Origin of the sequence: Stenotrophomonas sp. PA-6-5C, from assembly GCF_021605635.1 — a bacterium.
GTDB lineage: Bacteria > Pseudomonadota > Gammaproteobacteria > Xanthomonadales > Xanthomonadaceae > Stenotrophomonas > Stenotrophomonas lactitubi.
The window spans coordinates 16,323-38,470 of sequence record NZ_WKEE01000023.1; the positions used below are offsets into that span (position 1 = coordinate 16,323).

17 protein-coding genes and 1 pseudogene are annotated in these 22,148 nt (G+C 68.5%); 12 read left to right on the top strand and 6 right to left on the bottom strand.

Annotated elements, in window-relative coordinates:
• The first annotated feature begins 119 nt into the window (after window positions 1-119).
• The 6 genes from GIW57_RS11690 (at window position 120) to GIW57_RS11715 (ending at window position 5,842) form a co-directional block, all read left to right on the top strand.
• Window positions 120-575: a MarR family transcriptional regulator gene (locus GIW57_RS11690; RefSeq protein WP_025875653.1), complete on the top strand. Its 456-nt coding sequence runs from the start codon at window positions 120-122 to the stop codon at window positions 573-575.
• Window positions 576-683: 108 nt separating this feature from the next.
• On the top strand, window positions 684-893 hold the full coding sequence (locus GIW57_RS11695; protein ID WP_010487502.1) for a DUF1656 domain-containing protein: 210 nt from the start codon (window positions 684-686) through the stop codon (window positions 891-893).
• The gene (locus GIW57_RS11700) at window positions 890-1,807 is read left to right on the top strand and encodes an HlyD family secretion protein (RefSeq protein ID WP_236510935.1); all 918 of its coding nucleotides are present in this window, start codon (window positions 890-892) and stop codon (window positions 1,805-1,807) included. The genes GIW57_RS11695 and GIW57_RS11700 overlap by 4 nt, the downstream gene beginning before the upstream one ends.
• A complete protein-coding gene (locus GIW57_RS11705) occupies window positions 1,804-3,264 on the top strand; it encodes an efflux transporter outer membrane subunit (RefSeq protein WP_236510938.1) in 1,461 nt (486 codons plus the stop codon). Before GIW57_RS11700 ends, GIW57_RS11705 begins: the two co-directional genes overlap by 4 nt.
• Window positions 3,265-3,267: 3 nt before the next feature.
• Window positions 3,268-5,307, top strand: coding sequence for an FUSC family protein (locus GIW57_RS11710; RefSeq protein WP_236510941.1), 2,040 nt, complete (start codon window positions 3,268-3,270; stop codon window positions 5,305-5,307).
• 136 nt (window positions 5,308-5,443) lie between these two features.
• Complete coding sequence (locus tag GIW57_RS11715; RefSeq protein ID WP_236510943.1) at window positions 5,444-5,842, top strand: hypothetical protein; 399 nt, start codon at window positions 5,444-5,446, stop codon at window positions 5,840-5,842.
• Window positions 5,843-6,156: 314 nt separating this feature from the next.
• Here the strand turns inward: GIW57_RS11715 and recD are convergent, their stop codons facing one another.
• Genes recD through recC form a run of 3 tightly spaced genes read right to left on the bottom strand, consistent with a single transcriptional unit; the run spans window position 6,157 to window position 15,046 of the window.
• The gene (recD, locus tag GIW57_RS11720; protein WP_236510946.1) at window positions 6,157-8,037 is read right to left on the bottom strand and encodes an exodeoxyribonuclease V subunit alpha; all 1,881 of its coding nucleotides are present in this window, start codon (window positions 8,035-8,037) and stop codon (window positions 6,157-6,159) included.
• Entirely contained in the window at window positions 8,034-11,708 is a 3,675-nt protein-coding gene (recB, locus tag GIW57_RS11725) for an exodeoxyribonuclease V subunit beta (RefSeq protein ID WP_236510949.1), read from the bottom strand. Before recB ends, recD begins: the two co-directional genes overlap by 4 nt.
• Complete coding sequence (gene recC, locus GIW57_RS11730; protein WP_236510952.1) at window positions 11,705-15,046, bottom strand: exodeoxyribonuclease V subunit gamma; 3,342 nt, start codon at window positions 15,044-15,046, stop codon at window positions 11,705-11,707. Before recC ends, recB begins: the two co-directional genes overlap by 4 nt.
• 194 nt (window positions 15,047-15,240) lie before the next feature.
• Between recC and GIW57_RS11735 the strand changes: the two genes are divergently transcribed.
• From GIW57_RS11735 to GIW57_RS11760, 6 genes and pseudogenes are all read left to right on the top strand, one after another.
• On the top strand, window positions 15,241-16,029 hold the full coding sequence (locus GIW57_RS11735) for an ATP-binding cassette domain-containing protein (protein ID WP_100461673.1): 789 nt from the start codon (window positions 15,241-15,243) through the stop codon (window positions 16,027-16,029).
• Window positions 16,029-16,778, top strand: coding sequence for an MlaE family lipid ABC transporter permease subunit (locus GIW57_RS11740; protein ID WP_005414955.1), 750 nt, complete (start codon window positions 16,029-16,031; stop codon window positions 16,776-16,778). Before GIW57_RS11735 ends, GIW57_RS11740 begins: the two co-directional genes overlap by 1 nt.
• A gap of 58 nt (window positions 16,779-16,836) precedes the next feature.
• A pseudogene (gene mlaD, locus GIW57_RS11745) lies at window positions 16,837-17,304 on the top strand (outer membrane lipid asymmetry maintenance protein MlaD); the annotation flags it as partial.
• Between the two features lie 50 nt (window positions 17,305-17,354).
• Window positions 17,355-18,017, top strand: coding sequence for an ABC transporter substrate-binding protein (locus tag GIW57_RS11750; RefSeq protein WP_236510956.1), 663 nt, complete (start codon window positions 17,355-17,357; stop codon window positions 18,015-18,017).
• Window positions 18,007-18,318, top strand: coding sequence for an STAS domain-containing protein (locus tag GIW57_RS11755; RefSeq protein WP_100461686.1), 312 nt, complete (start codon window positions 18,007-18,009; stop codon window positions 18,316-18,318). Before GIW57_RS11750 ends, GIW57_RS11755 begins: the two co-directional genes overlap by 11 nt.
• Before the next feature lies 1 nt (window position 18,319).
• Window positions 18,320-19,324, top strand: coding sequence for a VacJ family lipoprotein (locus tag GIW57_RS11760; protein ID WP_236510958.1), 1,005 nt, complete (start codon window positions 18,320-18,322; stop codon window positions 19,322-19,324).
• A 105-nt stretch (window positions 19,325-19,429) separates the two neighbouring features.
• Here GIW57_RS11760 and GIW57_RS11765 read toward each other — a convergent pair whose 3' ends face one another.
• From GIW57_RS11765 to rmuC, 3 genes are all read right to left on the bottom strand, one after another.
• Window positions 19,430-19,975, bottom strand: a complete 546-nt coding sequence (locus GIW57_RS11765) for a glutathione peroxidase (protein WP_099821635.1) — start codon at window positions 19,973-19,975, stop codon at window positions 19,430-19,432.
• Window positions 19,976-20,101: 126 nt separating this feature from the next.
• Window positions 20,102-20,503: a hypothetical protein gene (locus tag GIW57_RS11770; protein ID WP_236510960.1), complete on the bottom strand. Its 402-nt coding sequence runs from the start codon at window positions 20,501-20,503 to the stop codon at window positions 20,102-20,104.
• Window positions 20,504-20,573: 70 nt separating this feature from the next.
• Window positions 20,574-22,124, bottom strand: coding sequence for a DNA recombination protein RmuC (rmuC, locus tag GIW57_RS11775; RefSeq protein ID WP_099819403.1), 1,551 nt, complete (start codon window positions 22,122-22,124; stop codon window positions 20,574-20,576).
• Window positions 22,125-22,148 lie beyond the last annotated feature (24 nt).

Genomic DNA, 22,148 nt, shown 5'->3' on the forward strand with positions numbered 1-22,148 from the left:
GTCCGGCCCTCCGCCACCCCAACCGATAACCAGCAGGCGCAACGCTTTCCTCAACACACCCACCCATTCAGCAAAACCTATTGATAGGAATGAAATTAGTAGTATCCTATCTATTACTTATGGACCGACCCCTCGACGAGCGTACCGTGCTGCAGATGCAGCTCAGCTCCGGCCTGCTGTACGCAGGGCGGCAGTGGCAGCGCCTGGCCGACAGCCGCTTGGGCAGCTACGGCATCTCCACCGCCTGCACCATGCCCCTGTTGATGATCGGCCGCTCCGGCGGTGGCATCCGCCAGGTTGCGCTGGCCCAGCAGCTGGGCATGGAAGGCCCGTCGCTGGTGCGCCTGCTGGACAAGCTCTGCGCCAGTGGGCTGGTCCGCCGCGAATGCGATGCCAGCGATCGCCGCGCCAACCTGTTGTGGCTGACCGAGGAAGGCCAGGCGCTGGTGCGCGAACTGGAAGATCAGTTGATCGGCCTGCGCCAGGACGTGTTCGGCGAACTGTCCATGGATGAACTGCACGCCGTACTGAAGGCGTGGCGCCTGCTGGCCGAGGCTGCCGACCGCATCACGTAAGCCCGCTGTCCGTGAACACCGCCGCTGCCGTGCATGCGCCAGCGGCTTTTGCCCGTTGCCGTTGTTCTGTTCCGCCTCCCCTTCCCCATACCGCCCCTGCCCCTACCGATGCCCGGTGAATTCAGTCTCCACGGAGTGTTCGTCCCGACCCTGCTCGGGTTGATGCTGCTGGCCTACCTGGTCAACAGCGGCCTGCACGCGCTGCTGCAGCGTGCCGGCGCCTATCGCCACGTATGGCACCCGGCGCTGTTCAACCTGGCCTTGTACGGGATCGTGCTGGGCCTGCTGTTCCACCTCCTGCGTTGGATGCAATCGTGAACAAGATCGTGAAGAAAACCCTGCCGGTGCTGCTCACCTGCGCAGCCGTGATCGTCGCCCTGCTGGTGCTGCGCCAGCTGTGGGTCTACTACATGGATGAGCCGTGGACCCGCGACGCCCACGTCGGCGCCGACGTGGTGCAGGTGGCGCCGGATGTGTCCGGCCTGGTCGAAACGGTGCAGGTGGCCGACAACCAGGCCGTGAACAAGGGCGACCTGCTGTTCGTGATCGACCGTGCGCGCTACCGCATCGCGCTGGAGCAGAGCCGCGCCAGCCTGGCCGAACGGCAGGCGTCGGTCGCGCAGCTGCGCCGCGAGATCGGCCGCGACCGCAGCCTGCAGGATCTGGTTGCCGCCGAGGATGCCGAAGTGCGCCGGGCCAAGCTGCAGGCCGCACAAGCCGCACTGGCCACCGCGCAGGCCGCGGTGGACCTGGCCGAACTCAACCTGGCCCGCACCGAAGTGCGCGCGCCGGCCAATGGCCGGGTCAACGACCGCACCATGCGCGTGGGCGACTACGTGGTGGCCGGCAAGCCGGTGCTGGCGCTGCTGGATACCGGTTCGTTCCGCATCGATGGCTACTTCGAGGAAACCCGCCTGCGCGGCGTAGCCCCGGGGCAGCGCGTGGACATCCGCCTGATGGGCGAGGACACCCCCCTGCACGGCCATGTCGAAAGCATCGCCGCCGGCATCGAGGATCGCTACCGCAGCAACGGCAGCACCCTGCTGCCGAATGTGACCCCGGCCTTCGACTGGGTGCGGCTGGCGCAGCGCATCCCGGTGCGCATCGCCATCGACGAAGTGCCTGCTGGCGTGGAGTTGATCGCCGGGCGCACCGCCACGGTGACGGTGGACACCGGCCGCCACGTGCAGAACAAGAAGGCCGGCGCTGCGCCGACACAGGCGGGTCTGTGAACGCCGCCCTGCCCCGCCTCGGCCTGATCGTCGCCCTGGCCAGCCTGGCCGCGTGCAGGACCGTCGGCCCGGACTATGCATTGCCGGAAGGCTCGGCGTTCAAGCGGCCGCAGGCCAATGCGGCCTTCATCGACACGCAGAACCCGCAGGTGGCCGCCAACCAGGCGCTGCCGGCACGCTGGTGGTCGCTGTACAACGACCCGGTGCTGGACGGGCTGATCACCCAAGCGCTGCGCGACAACGTCGAACTGAAGGCCGCCGACGCGCACCTGCGCCGCGCTGCGGCGGTGTACGAACAAGCGATGGACGCCGGTGGCTTCGAGTACGAGGCCGAAGCCGGGGTCAGCCGCGCACAGCTGTCGGCCGAATCGTTCCTGCAGGAACACGAACTGCCAGTGATCAACCTGGCCGATGGCAAGTTCGCGGTCAGCTACCAGTTCGACCTGTTCGGCAAGCTCAAGCGCGGTGCCGAAGCGGCGCGCGCCGACGAACAGTCGGTGGCCGCCGCACGTGACCTGGCCCAGGTGAGCGTGGTGGCCGAGGTGGCCGACAGCTACCTGGAGATCTGCCACGCCAACCATGAGCTGCATGTAGCCGAGCACTCGCTGCAGCTGCAGCAGCGCAGCCGCTCGGTCACCCAGCGGTTGATCAGCGCCGGCCGCGGCACGCCGCCGGAACTGGCGCGCGCCAATGCGCAGGTCGCGCTGCTGGAAGCGGCATTGCCTCCGCTGCACGCGCAGCGTTCGGCCGCCGCCTACTCGCTGGCGGCACTGTTGGGGCAGACCCCGGGCCAACTGCCGGCCGGGGTGATCGACTGCGCGCACGCACCGACCCTTGCCCAGCCGCTTCCGGTCGGTGATGGCCGCGCACTGCTGCAGCGCCGTCCCGACATCCGCCAGGCCGAACGCAAGCTGGCCTCGGCCACCGCGCGCATTGGCGTGGCCACTGCCGAGCTGTACCCGGACATCCGCCTGGGCGCCTCGGTCGGTGCCGCCGGCCTGCTGGAGGACTTCGGCCAGCCGATGACCCAGCAGTGGTCGATCGGCCCGCTGATCTCGTGGACGCTGCCGTCCTCGGGCACGCATGCACGCATCCACGCCGCCGAGGCTGGCGCCGATGCAGCACTGGCCGAGTTCGACCATGCCGTGCTGCAGGCGCTGCGCGAAACACAGACGGCGCTGGACCGCTATGCGCAGGATCTGCGCCGCCTGCAGTCGTTGAAGGTGGCGCAGGAGCAGGCCGCGCTGGCCGCCGAGCAGAACCGCCGGCTGTACCAGGGCGGCCGCACGCCGTACCTGTCGAGCCTGGATGCCGACCGCAGCCTGGCCAGCAGCGATGCCACCCTGGCCGCGGCCGAAGCGCAGGTCTCGCGTGACCAGATCCATCTGTTCCTGGTGCTGGGTGGTGGCTGGCAGGCAACCGTCGCCGCAGCCGGCACCCCGACCGCAGCGAAGTAAGCCATGAACGCGCTGACCGACCGCCAGGCCTGGCTGTTCTCGATCAAGACCTACCTGGCAGCAATCGTCGCGCTGTACATCGCCATGGCCGGCAACCTGTCGCGCCCGTACTGGGCGATGGGCACGGTGTACATCGTCAGCCAGCCGCTGCTGGGCCCGACCCGGGCCAAGGGCGTGTACCGCATCCTCGGCACCCTGGCCGCCGGCCTGGCCACCCTGCTGATGCTGCCCGCGCTGGTGGAAACACCCCTGGTGCTGAGCGCGGCGATGTCGATCTGGCTGGCCGGCTGCCTGTTCCTGGCCCTGCTCAACCGCGGCCCGCGCGGCTACGCGTTCCTGCTGGCCGGCTACACCACCGCGTTCATCGGCTTTCCGGCGGTGACCTCACCGGAGACCATCTTCGACACCGTGGTGGCACGCAGCGAGGAGATCATCCTCGGCACGGTGGTGGCGGTGCTGTTTGCTTCGCTGCTGTTCCCGGCCTCGGTGCGGCCGATGCTGGGCGCGCGCATCGGCAACTGGATGGAGGACGCGGCGCAGTGGTGCCGGCAGATCCTCGAGCGCGGCCGTGCGCATGCGCCGCGCAACCGGTTGGCCGCCGATCTGGTGCAGTTCGAAGCGCTGATCGAGTTCCTGCGCCGCGATGATCCACGCCATGCCGGGTCGGCGGTGTCGATGGAGCGCCTGCGCGAGCGCATGCTGTTGCTGTTGCCGGTGCTGTCCTCGATCGCAGACCGCCTGAGTGCGTTGCGCAGCGATGCCCAGGCGTTGCCGGAAGGCCTGCCGACGCTGGTCGATGACATCCACGACTGGATCGACACGCCGTCCAGTGCCAGCGACTACGCGCGCCTGCGCGCACGCATCAGTGCGCTGAAGCCACAGGTGGACCGCGACCTGCAGCACCTGCAGCTGGCCAGCCTGTTGCTGCGCCTGGAAGAGCTGGTGGACCTGTGGCAGGACTGCCGCACCCTGCAGCACGCGATCGACCAGGGCACCGCGCCACTGGACCGCGCGCACTACCGCATCCGCACCGAACGCACCGCCACCGACAAGCACGTCGACTACGGCATGGCGCTGTTCTCCGCGCTCAGTGCCGGCGTGGCGCTGATGAGCTACTGCGTGCTATGGATCGGCCTGGGCTGGGAGGGCGGTGGCAACGGCGCGATGATGGCCGCGGTGACCGCCGCGTTCTTTGCTGCACAGGATGACCCGGCGCCGAGCATGGTCTCATTCCTGGTGTGGGCGATGGTGGCCTCACTGGTGGCCGGCGTATACCTGTTCGGCGTGTTCCCCGCCGTGCACGACTTCGGGCTGCTGGCGCTGGTGCTGGCGGTGGTGTTCCTGCCGTTGGGCCTGCTGCTGCACCACCCGAAGAGCGCGCTGTTCGCGCTGCCGCTGACGGTCAACCTGGCTGCGCTGCTGAGCCTGCAGAACACCTACAGTGCCAACGTCCAGACTTTCGCCAACTCGTCGATCGCGATGTTCATCGGCATTGGGTTTGCCGTGGTGATGACGCGGTTGTTCCGCTCGGTCGGTGCCGAATGGACCGCGCGACGGCTGGTACGGCAGGGCTGGACCACCCTGGCCGAGGCGGCCGAAGGCCGCGGCCAGCAGGACCGCCAGCGCTTCGCCGCACGCATGCTGGATCTGCTCGGCCTGCTGGCACCGCGCCTGGCGGCGACCCCGGAGGGCAGCGACATCGCGTCGGTGGACATGCTCAATGAAGCCCGCATCGGTCTGAACATCCTGCAATTGCGCCGCGCGCGGCTGGAGCTGCCGGAGCGAAGCCGCGAGGCGGTCGAGCACATCCTCGAAGAGATCGCCGCGCATTACCGCCGGCAGATCGCCGCGCGCAAGCCGATCGCCGCTGCCGAGGCGCTGCGCGAGCGGCTGGACACGTCCCTGGGGCGGGTCGGCAGCGTGGCGGCGTGCAAGGCCCGCGACGAGGCGCTGATGGGCCTGGTCGGCCTGCGGTTCGCGCTGTTCCCGGAGGCCAAGGCGTTGACGCTGGGGCTGGCGGACGCCGCAGCGCCGTCCGTCTGATGCGATCCGCCGGGCATGGCCCGGCGCTACCCTGTCCGCCTGATAGGAATCGCCGGGCATGCCCCGGCGCAGCCCTTATCCTCCGGTAGCGCCGGGCCATGCCCGGCGGCTTTTCACCAGACAACAGGAAGCTCCAATGAGTTACGACATGATGGTGTTCGAGGCCAGCGTCGCCCCGCGTGAAGCGGCGGCGTTCATCGCCTGGTTCGAGAAGCAGACGCAGTGGAACGAACGCCACGAGTACGACGACCCGGCGGTCAGCAGCCCGGCGTTGCAGGCGTGGTTTGCGGAGATGGCACAGGAATTTCCGCCGCTGAACGGCCCGCTGAGCAACGACGATGACGATCGCGCCGAAGTGACCGAGTACAGCATCGGCCGCGATGTGATCTATGGCGCATTCGCGTATTCGGTAGCCGAGCGCGCGCATGATCTGGTGCAGGACCTGGCCGAGAAGCACGGCGTGGGGTTCTTCGATGTGAGTGCTGATGAAGCGGCGATCGTGTATCCGGATGGGCTGGTGTTGATGCCGGAGTAGGTTTGGCGGCAGGGCTGCGCCCTGCACCTGCCGAATCAACGTCAACGTCAACGTCAAAAGCGGGCGATCCGTGGGATGGCGGGGTGGGTCCGGTTGCGGGGGACGCCGTGAATCCGTCCATGGAGGCTCGGTCGCGCCATCCATGGCGCTCACGCCCCCGCAACCGGACCCACCCCGCCTTCGATAGGTTCCCGCGATCTGTCGGAATGGCATGGCCTGCTGTTGGTGGGTGTCGACCTTGGTCGACACGGTAGATCCACGCCATGCGTGGATGAAGGTGCGCGTTGTGATTGGAGGAATTGGAAGGACTGAGGTCAGAACAATTGGCCCTGCACCGTGGGTTGTTCGATGCGTGTTGGTTCTTCGGGCACTTCTTCCGCGCCCAGCCGCCAGGCCAATCCACCGAGGCGACTGGCATGCCGCTTCAACGCCGCCTCCAGTACCTCGGCGCTGCCGGCCACCTGCAGGCGCTGGCGGGCGCGGGTCAGGCCGGTGTAGACCAGCTCACGCGACAGTACGCGGCTGTCCTGCCGTGGCAGCTGCAGCCACACTTCGTCGAACTCCGAGCCCTGCGCCTTGTGCACGGTCATGGCGAAGGCGCTCTCGTGTGCAGGCAACGCTGCCGGGTGGAAGGCGCGGGGCTGGTCGGCGGTCTCGCCGGGGAACCAGGCCGCCATCGCGCCGCTGCCATCGCGCAGGCAGATGCCGATATCGCCGTTGAACAGGCGATGGCGGTAGCTGTTCTCGGTGATCAGCAGCAGCCGGCCCTGGAAGTAGCCCGGGGTGTTGCCGGCCAGCAGCTGTTCGATGCGGCTGTTGAGGCCACGCGCGCCCTGCGGGCCTTCGCGCAGTGCGGTCAGCACGCGCAGGCGACCGGCCTGCTGCAGCGCCTGCGCCGGATCCACCGCGTCGGCCAGCGCGCGCCAATGATCAAGCAGATGCTCGCGCTGGCCGCGCAACGGATCGGCTTCGCCTTCATGGAAGCGGACGCCGGCCAGTTCACCGCTGCGCAGCAGGCGCAGGGCGGTGCCACTGTCGCCGCCGCGCACGGCCTGCGCCAGCGGTGCCAGGTCCAGCGCATCACTCTGCCGGTAGCCCCGTTGCAACTGCACGCGGCGACCAGCAAATGCACGCGGTGCTGCCTGCGGCTGCAGCGTGGCCGGTGCCAGCAGGCCATGCAGCGCCTGCGCGTCGTCGGCGCGGGTGCCGATGCCATCGCCGCTGGCGCGCAGGATGGCACTGAGCACATCGCCTGCCTCCACCGATGGCAACTGGTCGGGATCGCCGAGCAGGATCAGGCGGGTGCCGCTGGCGATCGCGTCGACCAGCTTGGCCATCAACGGCAGGTCGATCATCGAGGCTTCGTCGACCACCACCACATCCACCGACAACGGGTTGTCGGCGTGATGGCGGAAGCGCGGTGAATCGGGAATCACTCCGAGCAGGCGATGCAGGGTGGTGCCGGTGCTGGGCAGCGCGGTGCACAGCGCCGGGTCCAGCCCCTGCTCCTGCAGCCGCTGTACGGCCAAGCGCAGGCTTTCGGCCATGCGCTCGGCAGCGCGGCCGGTGGGCGCAGCCAGCGCTACCTTGGGTACGGGCAGGCCCTGGTGCAGCGCCTGTGCGGCCAACAGCAGCAGCAGGCGAGCGATGGTGGTGGTCTTGCCGGTACCGGGGCCACCAGTGACCAGGGCCAACGGGTGGCGCAGGGTCACGCCGGCGGCGCGTGCCTGCTGGTCTTCGCTGGTGGCGGCCTGCGGGAACAGGCGCGCGAACAACGGCGCCACGGCAGCCATGTCCGGTGCAGGCAGCGGATGGCGGCCGATGCGCTGCAGGCCGACCGCCAGCTGCCGCTCGTACTCGCGGTAACGGCGCAGGTACAGCAGGCCGTTCTCCAGCACCAGCGGTGCTTCCTCTGCGGCGGCGCTGGCGTCCTGCGGCGTCGCTACCCAGGGCGAGGCCTGCAGCTGCGCCAGCCACTGCGCAGGCTCTGGCCATGCTGGCACGCCGTCGATCAGGCGCTGTGGCTGGCGTGGATCGAAGCCTGCGTGCCCCTGCGCTACGGCCAGCGAGGCCAGTGCGGCCGCCAGCGCCACGTTGTCCGGGGTGTCCTCGCGCAGGCGCTTGAGGCTGGTGGCCAGGGCGTGGTCCAAGGTGCGCAGCTGGCCACCGCGATGCAGGTCGCGCAGCAGGCTCATGCGGTTTCTCCGCGCGCGCGCGCCGCCATATCGGCCTGGGCCGCTTCGCCGCCGGCAAACAAGGCATCCAGCGCATCCACCAGTTCCGGTGCGAAGCGCTGCACGTGCACGCCGTTGCCGGCAACGTCCAGGCCCCGGCAGAACAGGTATCGGATCCCGCCCATGTCACGCGCGTAGTCGTACGCCGCGCCCAGGCGGAACCGCAGCCAGCGATGCAGTGCGACGGTGTAGATCAGCGCCTGCAGGTCGTACTCGCTGTGGCGCATGGCAATCTCCAGCAGGTCCGGGCTGTAGCCCGGCAAACGGTTGGATTTGTAGTCCAGCACATACCAGCAGCCATCACGCACGTAGGTCAGATCGATCTTGCCGGTCATCAGGCCTTCCAGCCTTCTGCGCAGGCCGAAGCCACGCCGCGCGCTGGCGATGCCGTGGTCATGCAGCAGCTGCAGCAGCACCGGTACTGCGGTCGGTTCGATGGCGAAGTGGAACTCGATCTCGGCGCGGCGCTCGTGCTCGGGCACGCTGCACAGCGCACCACCTTCGGGCAGCGGCACGGTGAGGGTATGGCCCACCAGCGGCACCAGCACCGCCACGCCGTCGTCCAGATCTTCGTCGGCATAGCCTTCGTCGTGCAGCGAGCGGCGCAGTACGTCGGCCTGTCCCTCCGGTGCCGGTTGCTCAGGCTGCCAGCCGGTCCACAGTCCGAAGTCGACGTTCTCCAGTGCATCGTGCAGGACGTTGCCGAAACGGCTGCCCATGAAGCGTGGATCCGGCGGCGCCATGTCTTCTGCAGCGGCTTCCGGCAATGCCGGTTCCAGCGGCAGCTCGGCACCGGCGGGTTCGTCGGCGGCCGGTGCCGGCAGTTCGGTGGCCGCCGCTTCGATATCGTCGCTGTTGCCCGCGTCGGCATGCGCCAGCTGGGTGAAGCTGTAGACCCACCAGTCATGGGGCACACGCCGGGTCAACGCACGCACTGCGGGCAGCTCGCCTTCGGTTTCGGCCAGCAGCTGCGGCAGGCGGCCCGGCAACGCGCTGTCATCCAGCTCCGCGTCCGCGTGCGCGCGCAGCGCCTGCAGATCGCCCAGCAACGGGGCCAGGCGGGTTTTCGCGTGGCCAGCCAGATCGCCGGTGGCGATCCATAGCGCATGCTCGGCGCGGGTCAGGCCGACGTACAGCAGGCGCGCGTCTTCTGCCCGCTGTTCGCGCTCGCGCTGGCTGCTGGCCGCTTCCCAGGCGTCGTCCTTGTCCAGCTTCCAGTGCAGCTGGCGCTCGCCCTGCAGGTGCACGGTGCAGTGGGTGGCAGTGTTCGGCGCGCCACCATCGATCCCCACGAACGGCAGGAACACGAGCGGGTATTCCAGGCCCTTGCTCTTGTGCAGGGTGATGATCTGCACCCGCCGCGCGTCGGACTCCAAGCGCAGCAGCTGCTGCTCATCGTCCTGGTCGGCGTTGGCCATCTGTCCCTGCAGCCAGTCCAGCAGGCCGTGCATGCCCAGTGCCTGCGCCGAGGCTTCCTGCAGCAGCTCGCCCAGCTGCAGGTAGTTGGTCAGGCGCCGCTCGCCATCGATCAGCGCCAGCAGGCGCTCGCCCTGCGCCGCGCAGACATCGGCAACCACCGCGAACGGACCGCCTCGCTGCCAGCGTTCACGCCAGTGCAGCAGCTGCGACTGGAACCCGCGTTGCAGGTCCCCTTCCCGCTCCATGCTGGCAATCGCGCTTGCGCGCTGCCCCAGCAGCACGGTTGCCAATGCGGTGCGCAGGCGCCCTTCGTCGGCCGGTTGCAGCAGGGCCAGCAGCAGCGCACGCAGGTCACGGGCCTCGCTGGTGGCAAACAGGCTCTGCTTGCCGGCCGCCACTGCGGGAATGCCGACCGCAGCCAGCGCGCGCTGCACCAGCGTGGCTTCGCGATGCGAACGCACCAGCACGGCGATATCGCCAGGCTGCAGCGGACGCCCGCGCAGCAGCGCGGTGCCGGCACGCGCTTCCAGCAGGATCTGGTGGATCGCGGCTACGCAGGCCTGGGTCGTCGCGTCGCGCGAGGCATCGGCGCTGAAGGCCTTTTCGCCCTCGCTGCGCAGCAGGCGCAGGGTGAGTGCAGGTGCGGCCCGGCCATCACGCAGGTAATCCTCATCGGCACGCACGCCGCCCGGACGCACCGGCTCGAACTGGATGTCGCGTTCAAGGAAGGCGTCTTCGCCAGCGTTGTCGTACAGCGCCTGCAGCGCGCGCAGCACGGATGGGCGCGAGCGGAAGTTCTGGTCCAGCGCCGGTGCCTGCTCGGCCACCTGCTTGGCTTTCAGATAGGTATGGATGTCGCCGCCGCGGAAGCCATAAATGGCCTGCTTGGGGTCACCGATCAGGAACAGCGCCGGCTGCAGCCCCAGTTCGTCCACCTCCGGCGAGGCGCCGAACACGGTATGGAAGATGCCCCACTGGCGGTCGTCGGTATCCTGGAATTCATCGACCAGGGCGATGCGGTACTGCGCACGCAGCTGCTTCACCAGGGTCAGCCGCTGCGGGCCTTCAAGTGCGCGGGCGACGCCGTCGATCAGATCGTCGTAGGTCTGCACGCGGCGCAGGCGCTTCAGGGCCGCCAGGCGCTGGCTGGCATCCTCGCGCAGCGCATGGAGGAAGTTCAGTGCACTGGCCCGCAGCCACTGCTCACGCTCGGCGAGCAATGCGACATAGCGCGCCAACGGGGCCTGCAGCGGCGAAGACGGTGTGCGCTCGGTGAACTTCTTGTTGGTCTTGGCTACCAGTGCATCGGGCAGCAGCGCCGGCAGGCGGTCACTGGACAGCAGTTCGGCGGCGTCGCCGCGCTCGGCCCAGCCCAACAGCTGGCGGCCCAGCGGGTGCAGCCAACCCAGCTTGTAGGAGACGCCGTTGATCCACTTGTTGTCGACCGCTTCGCACAGGTCCAGGAAGAAGCGCTCACCGTGCTCGCGCACGGCAGCAGCCAGTTCCACCGCGGCCGCTTCCAGGGCCGGGCGCGGGTCGTCCACCGCCAGCGGCTGCGGCCGCGGATGCAGCGGTGGCGAAGCCAGCAGCGCGCGCAGGTCAGCCGCCAGCGCATCCGGGGTGGACCACAGCCAGGTCAACGGTTCCAGCGTGGCCGGGTCGTTGGCATGCACGCGCCAGAGATCGGCAGCCAGTTCTTCCAGCAGCTCGCGATCGCTGGCCAGCAGTTCCGGCGGGTCGAAGGTATGCCCGCTCTCCAGCGCATGTTCGCGCAGCACGCGGGTGCAGAAGCCGTGGATGGTGAAGATCGCCGCCAGGTCGATTTCATCGGCAGCCACCTGCAGGCGCCGCTTCAACGCCTTGGCGCTTTCCGTGCCGTCCTGCAGATGGCGTTGCAGCACCTGCCGGGTCAGCACTGCGTCGGGCGTTTCATCATCGCCGGGCGGCAGATCGACCAGGCGTGCGGCCAGAGCCAGGCGCTCGCGGATGCGCTTGCGCAGCTCCTGGGTCGCCGCATCGGTGAAGGTCACCGCCAGGATCTGGCCGATACGCAGGCCCTGCTCGACCACCAGACGGGTGAACAGTGTCGCCAGGGTGAAGGTCTTGCCGGTGCCGGCACTGGCTTCGATCAGTCGCGTGCCGTGCAGCGGCAACGCCAGGTAAGGGTCGGGCAAACGTGTATCGATGGAAGGGTCCTCGGCAACGCGGCTCATGCGTGGCCTGCCTGTGGATCAGTGCCGAAGCTGCGGCCTTCGCGCACGGCGCTGAAGACCACCTGGCTGTTGCGCAGCAGGTCGGCATAACTGGCGTCGTCGGCAAATGGATCGGCGCCACGCAGCAGCAGCTGCCACGCATCACTGTTGGCTTCACCCCAGCTGCGGTCGCTGCCATGCCATTGCTTCCAGCCTTCGCTGCGCTGCTTTTCCACCGGCGCGTTGAACAGCACCCAGCCGGTGTAAGGCGCGAAGCGAAGCGGCTCGCGCAGGCCGCGCTGGCGCAGCTGCAGCAGCGCGCGCAATGCCGCGCGGGCTGCAGGCACGGTCAGCGCAGGCAACACATGCGGACCGGGGCCGGCATCACCACCATCGTGGAACTGCACCAGCGGCAAGGCATCGCCGGCGGCGTTGGCCAACAGCCAATCCAGCCCTTGGCGGATCACCGCGTTGCCGTTCAGCGCGCCAGCGCGCAATCGCACCAGGCCCTCGGGATGGCGATCACCGACCCGGCCATGCAGGCGCACACCGTCGATCTCCACTTCATAGCGGCGGCTCTCCAGCGGCATGCCCTGCAACCAGCCCAGCATGGCCGTGGCGTACGGGCGGGTCTTGAGCTGCTCCACTTCGAACTGGCGCTCGCCGAGGATGCCCGACGGCAGCAGCCCGCGTGCGCGCAGCCGCGGGTACAGCGGCTCGCTGTCGCCGGTCAGGGTGGCCTGCACCACGGCCAGCTGCACGCTGCGCTTCTCCGGCCCGCGCGAAGACAGCACCAGCGGCTCCAGGTCGTCGACGTCCTCGACGTCGTCAGCCAGGCGCAGGCCCAGCGACTGCGCGAGGAACTGGCCGGCCGGATCGCACAGGAAACGACGCAGGCTGTCCAGCGAGATCTCTTCTTCCACCGCGTCCTCCGCCGGTGGCGGCAGTGCGGTGTCGAACCACGGCAGCAGGCTGCCGCGCTGCCCGCCCAGTCGCCCGGCGGCCGGATGCCACTGCCGGCGGTAGCTGAAGCGGCGCGGGTCGCCGTCACCGAAGGCGGCCGGCGAGAACGGCTGCAGCGCATGGCGCACGGTGAAGTCCCGCGTGGCGGTCGGCGGATCAAGGTGATAGGCCGCGGCGGCATCGATCAGTTCGCTGACCAGCACCGACGGCTCCCGCACGCTGCCATCGCGCGGGTCTGCGCCGAGATAGCTGAGGTAGAACACGTCCTGGGCGGCAGCGAACAGCTGCAGGAACAGGAAACGATCATCTTCGCGGGTGGAGCGGTCGCCCGGGCGGCGGCGCGGCGTATCCAGTTCGGCGGTGAGCTGGTTGAGGCCGGCGGCCGGGTCACGACGCGGGAAATCACCATCGTTGAGGCCGAGCACGCAGATCACCCGGAACGGCAGCAGGCGCATCGGCACCATGCGGCCGAAGCTGATACCACCGGTCAGCAGTGGCGCCCGTGTATCGGCCTCGGCCAGGGCACCGGCGAAGTGCGCACGCACCACCTCCGGCGGCACGCCGTCAGCGAACCCGGCCTTGTACGCATCCTCGGCGAACTGGTTGAGCAGCTTGCGCAGGCGCTCCAGCGCACGCTGGCTGTTGGGAGAGCTGGGCGGCGTCGGCAGCAGCGCATCGAGCAGCGACAGCAGGCGTTGCCGCCACTGTGCCGGGGTCAACAGCTCGCCGAGCCGGCGCTGGTAGACGGCCAGCACGCGCAGCAGGCGCAGCAGCCGGTCCAGCGCATCCAGCGCCCCGCCTTCCAGCTCGATCCACGGCGCCACCCCGGCCAGGTCCACCTCGCTGCCGGTGGCGTGGCCCAGCAGCAGCCGATCCAGCGCGAACTGCCAGGTGTAGGCGTCATCGCTGGGGGCCTGCAGCTGGCCGCGATGGTCGGCATCCAGGCCCCAGCGTGCGCCGGCCTGCTGCAGCCAGCCATGCAGCCGATCGAAGTCGACCGCTTCCAGACCGGCGGCCTCGGCCAGCGGCGCACTGGCCAGCAGGTCCAGCACCTCGTTCAGGCCGAAGCGCGAAATCGGCAGGCCCAGCAGGTGCACGAACACATCAGCCAGCGGCTCGCCGGCCAGTGGACTGCTGTCGGCCAACGCATAGGGAATGTGCTCGTCGTCGCCGCCACGCCCACCGAACACCGCTTCCAGATAGGGCACATACGGATCGATGTCCGGCGCCAGCACGGCGATCTCACGTGCCTGCAACGGCGGGTCGAAGCGCGGGTCCTGCAGCAGGCTGCGCAGCTGGTCGTGCAGCACCTGCAGCTCGCGCAGGCGGGTGTGGCAGGCATGCACCTGCAGGCTCGGGTCGTCGCTGCGCAGGCCATCGCGCAGTTCGCCCGACGGCAATGCGCGACGGTGGAACAGGTCGCGCTGCAAGCGATGCAACAGGCTGTCGGACAGCCCGCCCTGGTCCAGGGTCGGCCGCGCATCTTGCTCGGGGTCGGAATAGGCGGCGATCTCGCCGGCCGGATGCACCACTTCGTAGCTGCCCAGCACCGCCATGAAATCGCGGCCGGCCGCACCCCACGCTTCCAGCAGGCGGTTCTCGCCGGCGGCCTCGCCGAACGGGTCCGGCGCGCCGCTGCGCAGGCGCTCTGCCAGGGACTGCAGGTCGCCCCAGTAGGACTGCACCGGCGTGGGCAGATAGAAATGCAGTTCGCCCGCCCGCGACTGGGTGGCCATCACCCGCAGTACGTCGGGCGAGATGTTGAGGGTGGCAAACGCCGACATCCGCGGTGGCAGGCCCTTCGGCAGCGGCTGGGCGGCGCCCTCGAAGCGGTCCAGGTAGGCCTGGATGCGGCGCGCGCGGTAACCATGACCAGCGGCGATGCTGCGCCAGAGGATGGCCTGCGGGTCGGCCGCATCGGCGCCGGCCTCCCAGCGCAGCAGCCAGTCGCGGCGCCAGGCCTGGTACTTCTCGAACACCGAGGCCAGTTCGCCGGCCAGGGCCCAGGGTTTCAGCGCGTCGCCACCGGCAAGATAGGACTGCAGCGCACGCATGGGGGGCTGCGCCAGCAGGTCCGGGTCGCGCAGGGCCTGGTACAGGCGCCAATGCAGGGCGGCCGCGTCCAGGTCGTCGGCTTCGCCATCGACATTGGCGTTCAATGCACGGGCAACGAACTCACCGGGGGTGAGGAATTCCAGGTTGGCGGCCACGCCATACTCGGCAGCCAGGGTCGCCTGCAGCCAGCGCCGCATCGCCACCTGCGGGATCAGCACCACCTCCGGGGCCAGCAGCGGCTGTCCCGGCACCGGCACACGCACATTGCGCGCCAGCAGGGCAGCCAGCACGTCCAGCGAATTGGAATGGTAGAGACGAAAATCGCTGCCCGGGTCACTCATCGTGCACAGTGTGCAGCACACCCGGCCGTATTCAATGGCGGAATACGGTGATCGCGACGGATTGTTCCGGTCGTTTCAGGAATTGTCCCGGTCTGGCGACGGTCCGGCCGTGCAACAATACTGGACCGTCCAGTCTGCTTATGTTCAGCAGTCTGACCCGATGCTTCAATGTCGAAAAAACGTTAAGGGTGCCCATGTCGGCTTCCACCTCCAGTCTGGTGCAGTTGTCCAACGTCCGCATCGACCGGAGCGGGCGCACGATCCTGCGCGACGTTTCGCTGCAGGTGCCCAAAGGCAGCATCACTGCCGTGCTGGGTCCGTCCGGCAGCGGCAAGTCCACCCTGCTGGCGGCGCTGACCGGCGAACTGCGTCCGGTTGCAGGCGACATCACCCTGTTCGGCAAGCCGATCCCGCAGCGCACCGCCGAACTGCTGGAGATGCGCAGGAGCGTTGGCGTACTGCTGCAGGGCAATGGCCTGCTGACCGACCTGACCGTGGCCGAAAACGTCGCCCTGCCGTTGCGCACCCACACCCGCCTGCCGGCACCGGTGCTGCGCCGGCTGGTGCAGATGAAGCTGCATTCGGTGGGCCTGCTGGCTGCGGCCGATGCCTGGCCGCGTGAACTGTCCGGAGGCATGGCCCGCCGCGTGGCACTGGCCCGCGCATTGGCCCTGGACCCGCCGCTGATGATCTACGACGAGCCGCTGACCGGGCTGGACCCGATCGCCTCGGGTGTGATCATGAGCCTGATCCAGCGCCTCAACCACAGCCTGGGCCTGACCAGCATCATCGTCAGCCACCACGTGCACGAGACCCTGCCGATCTGCGACCAGGTGATCGCGATCGCCAACGGCGGCATCGTGTTCCAGGGCACGCCCGAAGCGCTGCAGTCCAGCCAGGACCCGCTGCTGCGGCAGTTCCTGCACGGCCAGCCCGACGGTCCCATCCCGTTTGATGCCGCACCGCGCGCGAGGGTTGCCTGATGCCGTTCGTGCAAGCCACCCGTTCGCTGGGCCGTGCCGGTCTGTTCTCGCTGACCGTGCTGCGCGGTTCGCTGCCGACCCGTGATTTCCTGGCCGAGCTGACCCGCGAGATCTACAAGATCGGCGCGCGCTCGCTGCCGATCATCGCCGTGGGCGGCGCCTTCGTCGGCCTGGTGCTGACCCTGCAGGGCTACCGCACGCTGACCACCTTCGGTGCGGCCGACGCGCTGTCCACCCTGCTCGGCCTGTCGCTGTACCGCGAGCTGGCACCGGTGCTGACCGCGCTGTTGTTCATCGGCCGCGCCGGCAGCTCGATCGCCGCCGAGCTGGGCCTGATGCGCGCCACCGACCAGATCAAGGCGCTGGAGCTGATGGCCATCGACCCGGTGGCCAAGGCCGTGGCGCCGCGCTTCTGGGCGGCGGTACTGACCGTGCCGCTGCTGACCGGCATCTTCTGTTCGCTGGCGATCAGCGCCAGCTATTTCGAAGCAGTGCACGTACTGGGCCTGGACAACGGCGTGTTCTGGTCGGCGCTGCGCAACAGCGTGGACTTCTGGGACGACTTCGGCGTGGCGATGCTGAAATCGGCGATCTTCGGTGGCACCGCCGCACTGGTTGCCGCCTATGTCGGTTTCCACGCCGAACCGACCATCGAAGGCACCTCCGTCGCCACCACCCGTGCGGTGGTCAACGCCTCGCTGCTGGTGCTGATGTTCAACTTCGTGCTGTCGGCAATGTTGTTCACCTAACCCCTCCATCGGCGGTGCGCATCGGCGCGCGGCCACCACGACTGATCAGGTAATCCACATGGCCATCCGCGGTCCCAGACTCGAATTCTCCGTCGGCGCTTTCCTGCTGCTGGCCCTGGCCTCGCTGATGGTGCTGGCCGTCGCCTCGACCAACCAGCGCTGGAGCTGGGGTGGCGAAGGCTATGAACTCAAGGCCCGCTTCTCCCAGGTCGGCCAGCTGCGCAAGCAGGCGCCGGTGAAGATCGGCGGCGTCACCGTCGGCCAGGTCGCTTCCATCGAACTGGACCCGGTGAAGTTCGAATCGATCGTGACCCTGCGCATGGACAGCAAGGTCAAGGACCTGCCGGCCGACACCTCCGCCGGCATCTTCACCAGCGGTTTGCTTGGCGAGAGCTATATCGGTCTGCAGCCCGGCGGTGATCCGGACGTGCTCAAGCCCGGTGAGGAAATCGTGTTCACCCAGCCGGCCGTGGACCTGCTGCAGCTGGTCGGCAAGTACATGTTCAGTGGCAGTGCCGGTGGCGCTGGCCAGAAACCCAACGATGGCGAGCAGTCGCCTGCAACGGAACCGCAACCATGAAGATGAAACTGATCCCGGCCCTGCTCGCCTCGTCGCTGCTGCTGGCCACCCCGTTCCTGGCCCAGGCGCAGGCCGCCCCCGCCGCTACCGCCGCCCCCCAGGGCCAGGCCGGCAAGGTGGTGATCGACGCCAGCAGCCGCATCATGTCGACCCTGCAGCAGCGCCGCGCGGAGTTCACCAGCAACCCGGCCAGCCTGCGCAGCTACATCGACAGCGAACTGACCCGCACCTTCGACCGCGATTACGCTGCGCGCCTGGTGCTGGGCACGCACGCCCGCGGCGCTTCGGACGCCGACATCAAGCTGTTCGCCGATGCGATGGCCGACAGCCTGATGCAGCGTTATGGCTCGACCCTGCTCAACATCCAGGGCAAGCCGAGCTTCCGTCTGAAGGGCGAGAGCCCGCTGCCGGGCAACCGTGGCGTGCGCGTGGCCACCGAACTGGTGCGCGCCGCCAACGAGCCGACGCCGGTTGAATACTGGATGCGCAACGTCAACGGCCAGTGGAAGATCTTCGACGTGAACATCGAAGGCATCTCCTACGTGCAGACCTTCCGCAACCAGTTCGATGCCCCGCTGCGACAGAAGGGCATCAAGCAGGTGGCCAACGATCTGCGCAGCGGCAGCATGCAGGCCGGACCGGCCGGCAATGGCAAATAAGGCGCTGGCGCTGCTGGAAGGTGACACCCTGCGCCTGCGCGGGGCGCTCGACCGTGCAGCGGTGATCGCACTGTGGCCGCAGCTGCAGGCCCTGCCGGCGCAGCTGTCGCGGCTGGAACTGGCGGAGGTCGAGCGCGTGGACAGCGCCGGCCTGGCGTTGCTGGCCGAGCTGGCCGCACGCGCGCGCCAGGGCGGTCATCCGCTGACGATCTCCGGCGCCCCAGCTGGCTACAACGAACTGAGCGCGGCCTACCGGCTGTCGCCCGACCTGGACTTCAACGCTACTTCTGCTGCGAGCTGACATGAACGTCGTGCGCGTTTTCCCTCTGATCCTCCTGGCCGCTGCGCTCAGCGCCTGTGCCGGCAAGCCGGCACGCAGCGACGCGCCGGTGGCCGATACCGTGGTTCCGTCGACTGCTGCAGCACCTGCCGCAGCCACTGCTGCTGACACCGAGCCGGCCAGCCAGCCGACCCAGGCCGACACGCCGCCCGCTGCGGCGGCGGTGGACACCGGCAGCCGTGCCCCGACAACCGATGCAGCCACCGACGCGGCGGCGACCGCTCCGGGCGGCGACAACGACTTCGATGCGCTGTACGGCACCAGTGACAACAGCCGCAGCGCTGCCGCCTACGACCCGTGGGAACCGTTCAACCGCAAGGTGCACGGGTTCAACAACGCCGTCGACCGCGGTATCGCCCGCCCGTTGGCGACCGCCTATACCCACGTGGTGCCGCGCTTTGCACGTACCGGCGTAAGCAACTTCTTCAGCAACCTGCGTGCGCCGCTGACCATCACCAACCAGCTGCTGCAGGGCCGACCGGCCGATGCGTGGGACAGCCTGGGCCGGTTCCTGATGAACAGCACGCTGGGCATTGGTGGCCTGTTCGACCCGGCCAGCAAGGCGATGGTGCCGCGTCGCAACGAGGACTTCGGGCAGACCCTGGGTGCCTGGGGCTGGCGTCGTTCGCGTTACGTGGAACTGCCGTTCTTCGGCCCGCGTACCGTGCGTGATGTGTTCGGCCTGGCCGGTGACATCCCGTTGTCGCCGATCCGTCGCATCGAAAGCGACAAGTACCGCATCGGCCTGCAGGGCCTGCAGCTGGTCGATACGCGTGCACAGCTGCTGGCGATCGACGACCTGCGCGATACCGCGGTGGACGAATACGCCCTGGTCCGCGATGCCTGGATGCAGCGCCGCAACTACCAGATCGAGAACGATCTGCGCGGCAAGCGCGAGCGTGGCAGCGACGATGCGAATTCGCCGATCCCGGTCGATGCAATGCCGATGCCGCAGTGGACCAACTGACCGCTGCCGGCAACACATGAAAAAACCCCGCTTCGGCGGGGTTTTTTGTTTTACCGCCGTCCACCGACCTTCCGGTAGGTGCCAACCTTGGTTGGCACGTCGTCTTCAGGCCGCCAGCGCCGCCTCGACCGCTTCGCGCAGGCGCGCATCATCGGCGGCAACGTCCGGGGCGAAGCGGGCGATGACCTTGCCATCGCGGCCGACCAGGAACTTCTCGAAATTCCACAGCACCGCCGGTGCCGGGTGGATCGGAATCTCCTTGCTGGCCAGGCGCTCGCGCAGCGGGCCTTCGCCGATGGCCTGCGGCTGCGCGGCGGTCAGCTGCTGGTACAGCGGGTGGGTGTCTTCACCGGCCACGCTGATCTTGGCGAACATCGGGAAGCTCACGTCGTAGGTCAGCTGGCAGAACTGCTGGATCTCCGCCTCGCTGCCCGGCTCCTGGCCGAGGAAGTTGTTGGCCGGGAAGCCCAGCACTTCCAGGCCCTGCGCGTGCTTCTCCGCGTAAAGCGCCTGCAGGCCTTCGTACTGCGGGGTCAGGCCGCACTTGGACGCCACGTTGACCAGCAGCAGTACCTTGCCTTGGTAGTCGGCAAGCGAGGACGGCTGGCCGTCGATGGTGGTGAGGGAAACATCCTGGATCGAGGTACTCACGCGGGGGCTCCGGCTACAGCTGGGAAAGGCCCACCAGCATACCGCCGCACGCGCTGTTGTAGAGCCGAGCCCATGCTCGGCTGATGCCACGGTAGCCGAGCATGGGCTCGGCTCTACAGGACATCCTCAATCAACGCAGATGGTGCCTTGTGCCTTGCCATCGTCGACGCGTTGGCGGCAACCGAAGTTCTGGCTGGCGTCACGCTGGCAGGTGCCGGTCGCCACCGCACCGGCAGCGACCTCGCCCGTCGCCAGGCACTGGCCACTGCAGTCGCTCTTGCTGCTGCAGGACTTGCCCGCGTCGGCATAGGGAATCACGCACTGCACGCGTTGCAGGCGGCCCAACGGCTGCAGGGTGCCGCCCGCCGCGCGGCAGTCCACATCGCGTGCTTCTTGCAGGGCTGCAGTGGCTTCAGGGCTGTCGGTCGCCGTAGCTGCCGCGCCGGCATCTTCACTGGCCGGTGGGGTGCTGCTGCAGGCGGCAAGCAGCGCGCTCAGCGCAAGGCTGGCAAGGAATCGGAGGCGCATGGCAGTACCTGATCGGTGTGGACGGCGCCAGCATACGCATCCGACGATGCAGATGGCGTGTCAGCCGGCGTCAGGCGTCCTCACCCTCGCCTTCTGCCGCCTCTTCGTCGCTGGGTGCTTCGCTCAGATCGCCCAGCAGGCCCTGCGCCTGTTCGGTCGCGAGTGATTCCACACCACGCAGTCGGCGTTCGATGGTGCGGGTCTTGCGGCTGGCCTCGCCGATGCTGCGGCCCACGGTGGTGATCTGCTTCTCGGCCTTCTCGAGGATGCCGGCGAACTTGCCGAACTCGCTCTTCACTGCGCCCAGCAGCCCCCACACTTCGCTCGATCGCTGCTCGATCGCCAAGGTACGGAAGCCCATCTGCAGGCTGTTGAGCAACGCGGTGACGGTGGTCGGGCCAGCCACCACCACGCGGTGCTCGCGCTGCAGCAGGTCGACCAGGCCCGGACGCCGGATCACCTCGGCATACAGCCCTTCGGTGGGCACGAACATCACCGCGAAATCGGTGGTGTGCGGCGGCACGATGTACTTTTCGCTGATCGACTTGGCCTGCACGCGGATCGCGCGTTCCAGCTGGATGCCCTGCAGGCGCACGCCCTCGGCATCACCCTGTTCCTGCGCATCGAGCAGGCGCTCATAGTCTTCGCGCGGGAACTTGGAATCGATTGGCAGCCAGACCGGCGTGTCGTCGTCGCGACGGCCCGGCAGGCGCACGGCGATGTCGACCATCTCGTTGCCGTCAGGACGCACCTTCACCCCGCGCGCGTACTGTTCCTGGGTGAGGGTCTGCTCGAGGATGTTCTCCAGCTGCACTTCCCCCCAGCTGCCGCGGTTCTTGACGTTGGTCAGTACCCGCTTCAGGTCGCCCACGCCGGTCGCCAGCTGCTGCATTTCACCCAGCCCGCGCTGCACCTGTTCCAGGCGTTCGGACACCAGCTTGAACGAATTGCCCAGCCGCGTTTCCAGCGTGGACTGCAGCTTCTCGTCCACGGTGTGGCGCATCTGCTCGAGCTTCTGCGCGTTGTCGGCCTGCAGCGCGCGCAGCTGTTCTTCCAGGGTGGTGCGCATTTCCGAGATGCGCTGTTCGTTGCGCTGGGTCAGCTCCTGCAGGCGCAGGCCCAGGCTCTCGGTCAGGCGCTGCTGCGACTGCGCGCCTTCTTCGCGGCCCTTGCGGGCATCCTCAACCAGGGCCTGCCGCAGCGCACCGAACTGGGTATCGGTACGGGCTGTCAGTTCCTGCAGCTGCTTTCCGAACGCATGGATGCGCGCCTCCTGCTGCTGGCCGAACACATCCAGCTGCACACGCAGTTCCTGCAGGCGTTCGCCCAGCGAGACGGCACTGCGTTGCTGACTGTCGGCCGCCTCGGCGCGGGCCTTGCGCGCATCTTCGCCCAGCGCTTCACGCAGCAGATCCAGACGCTGATCGGTGCGGGTGGACAGATCGGTCAGCGCGCGCGCGAACCCATCGAGCTGCTCGCGCAGCTCGCTGCGGCCGACGCGCGCTTCATCACGCACGGCCTGTTCCAGGCGGTCGTGGGGCGGGCGGCGCAGCAGCGCCACCAGTTGCAGGACGAGCACGACCAGCAGCAGGCCGGCGACGAGGAGGAATTCGGTTTGCATGTGGCAAGTGTAGGCTGGCCGAGT

Excerpts from the sequence above, each read along its gene's own strand:
- GIW57_RS11690 (WP_025875653.1), top strand. The coding sequence starts at position 120 with ATGGACCGACCCCTCGACGAGCGTACCGTGCTGCAGATGCAGCTCAGC.
- GIW57_RS11695 (WP_010487502.1), top strand. The coding sequence starts at position 684 with ATGCCCGGTGAATTCAGTCTCCACGGAGTGTTCGTCCCGACCCTGCTC.
- GIW57_RS11710 (WP_236510941.1), top strand. The coding sequence starts at position 3,268 with ATGAACGCGCTGACCGACCGCCAGGCCTGGCTGTTCTCGATCAAGACC.
- GIW57_RS11715 (WP_236510943.1), top strand. The coding sequence starts at position 5,444 with ATGAGTTACGACATGATGGTGTTCGAGGCCAGCGTCGCCCCGCGTGAA.
- recD (WP_236510946.1), bottom strand. The coding sequence starts at position 8,037 with ATGAGCCTGCTGCGCGACCTGCATCGCGGTGGCCAGCTGCGCACCTTG.
- recB (WP_236510949.1), bottom strand. The coding sequence starts at position 11,708 with ATGAGCCGCGTTGCCGAGGACCCTTCCATCGATACACGTTTGCCCGAC.
- recC (WP_236510952.1), bottom strand. The coding sequence starts at position 15,046 with ATGAGTGACCCGGGCAGCGATTTTCGTCTCTACCATTCCAATTCGCTG.
- GIW57_RS11735 (WP_100461673.1), top strand. The coding sequence starts at position 15,241 with ATGTCGGCTTCCACCTCCAGTCTGGTGCAGTTGTCCAACGTCCGCATC.
- GIW57_RS11740 (WP_005414955.1), top strand. The coding sequence starts at position 16,029 with ATGCCGTTCGTGCAAGCCACCCGTTCGCTGGGCCGTGCCGGTCTGTTC.
- GIW57_RS11750 (WP_236510956.1), top strand. The coding sequence starts at position 17,355 with ATGAAGATGAAACTGATCCCGGCCCTGCTCGCCTCGTCGCTGCTGCTG.
- GIW57_RS11755 (WP_100461686.1), top strand. The coding sequence starts at position 18,007 with ATGGCAAATAAGGCGCTGGCGCTGCTGGAAGGTGACACCCTGCGCCTG.
- GIW57_RS11760 (WP_236510958.1), top strand. The coding sequence starts at position 18,320 with ATGAACGTCGTGCGCGTTTTCCCTCTGATCCTCCTGGCCGCTGCGCTC.
- GIW57_RS11770 (WP_236510960.1), bottom strand. The coding sequence starts at position 20,503 with ATGCGCCTCCGATTCCTTGCCAGCCTTGCGCTGAGCGCGCTGCTTGCC.
- rmuC (WP_099819403.1), bottom strand. The coding sequence starts at position 22,124 with ATGCAAACCGAATTCCTCCTCGTCGCCGGCCTGCTGCTGGTCGTGCTC.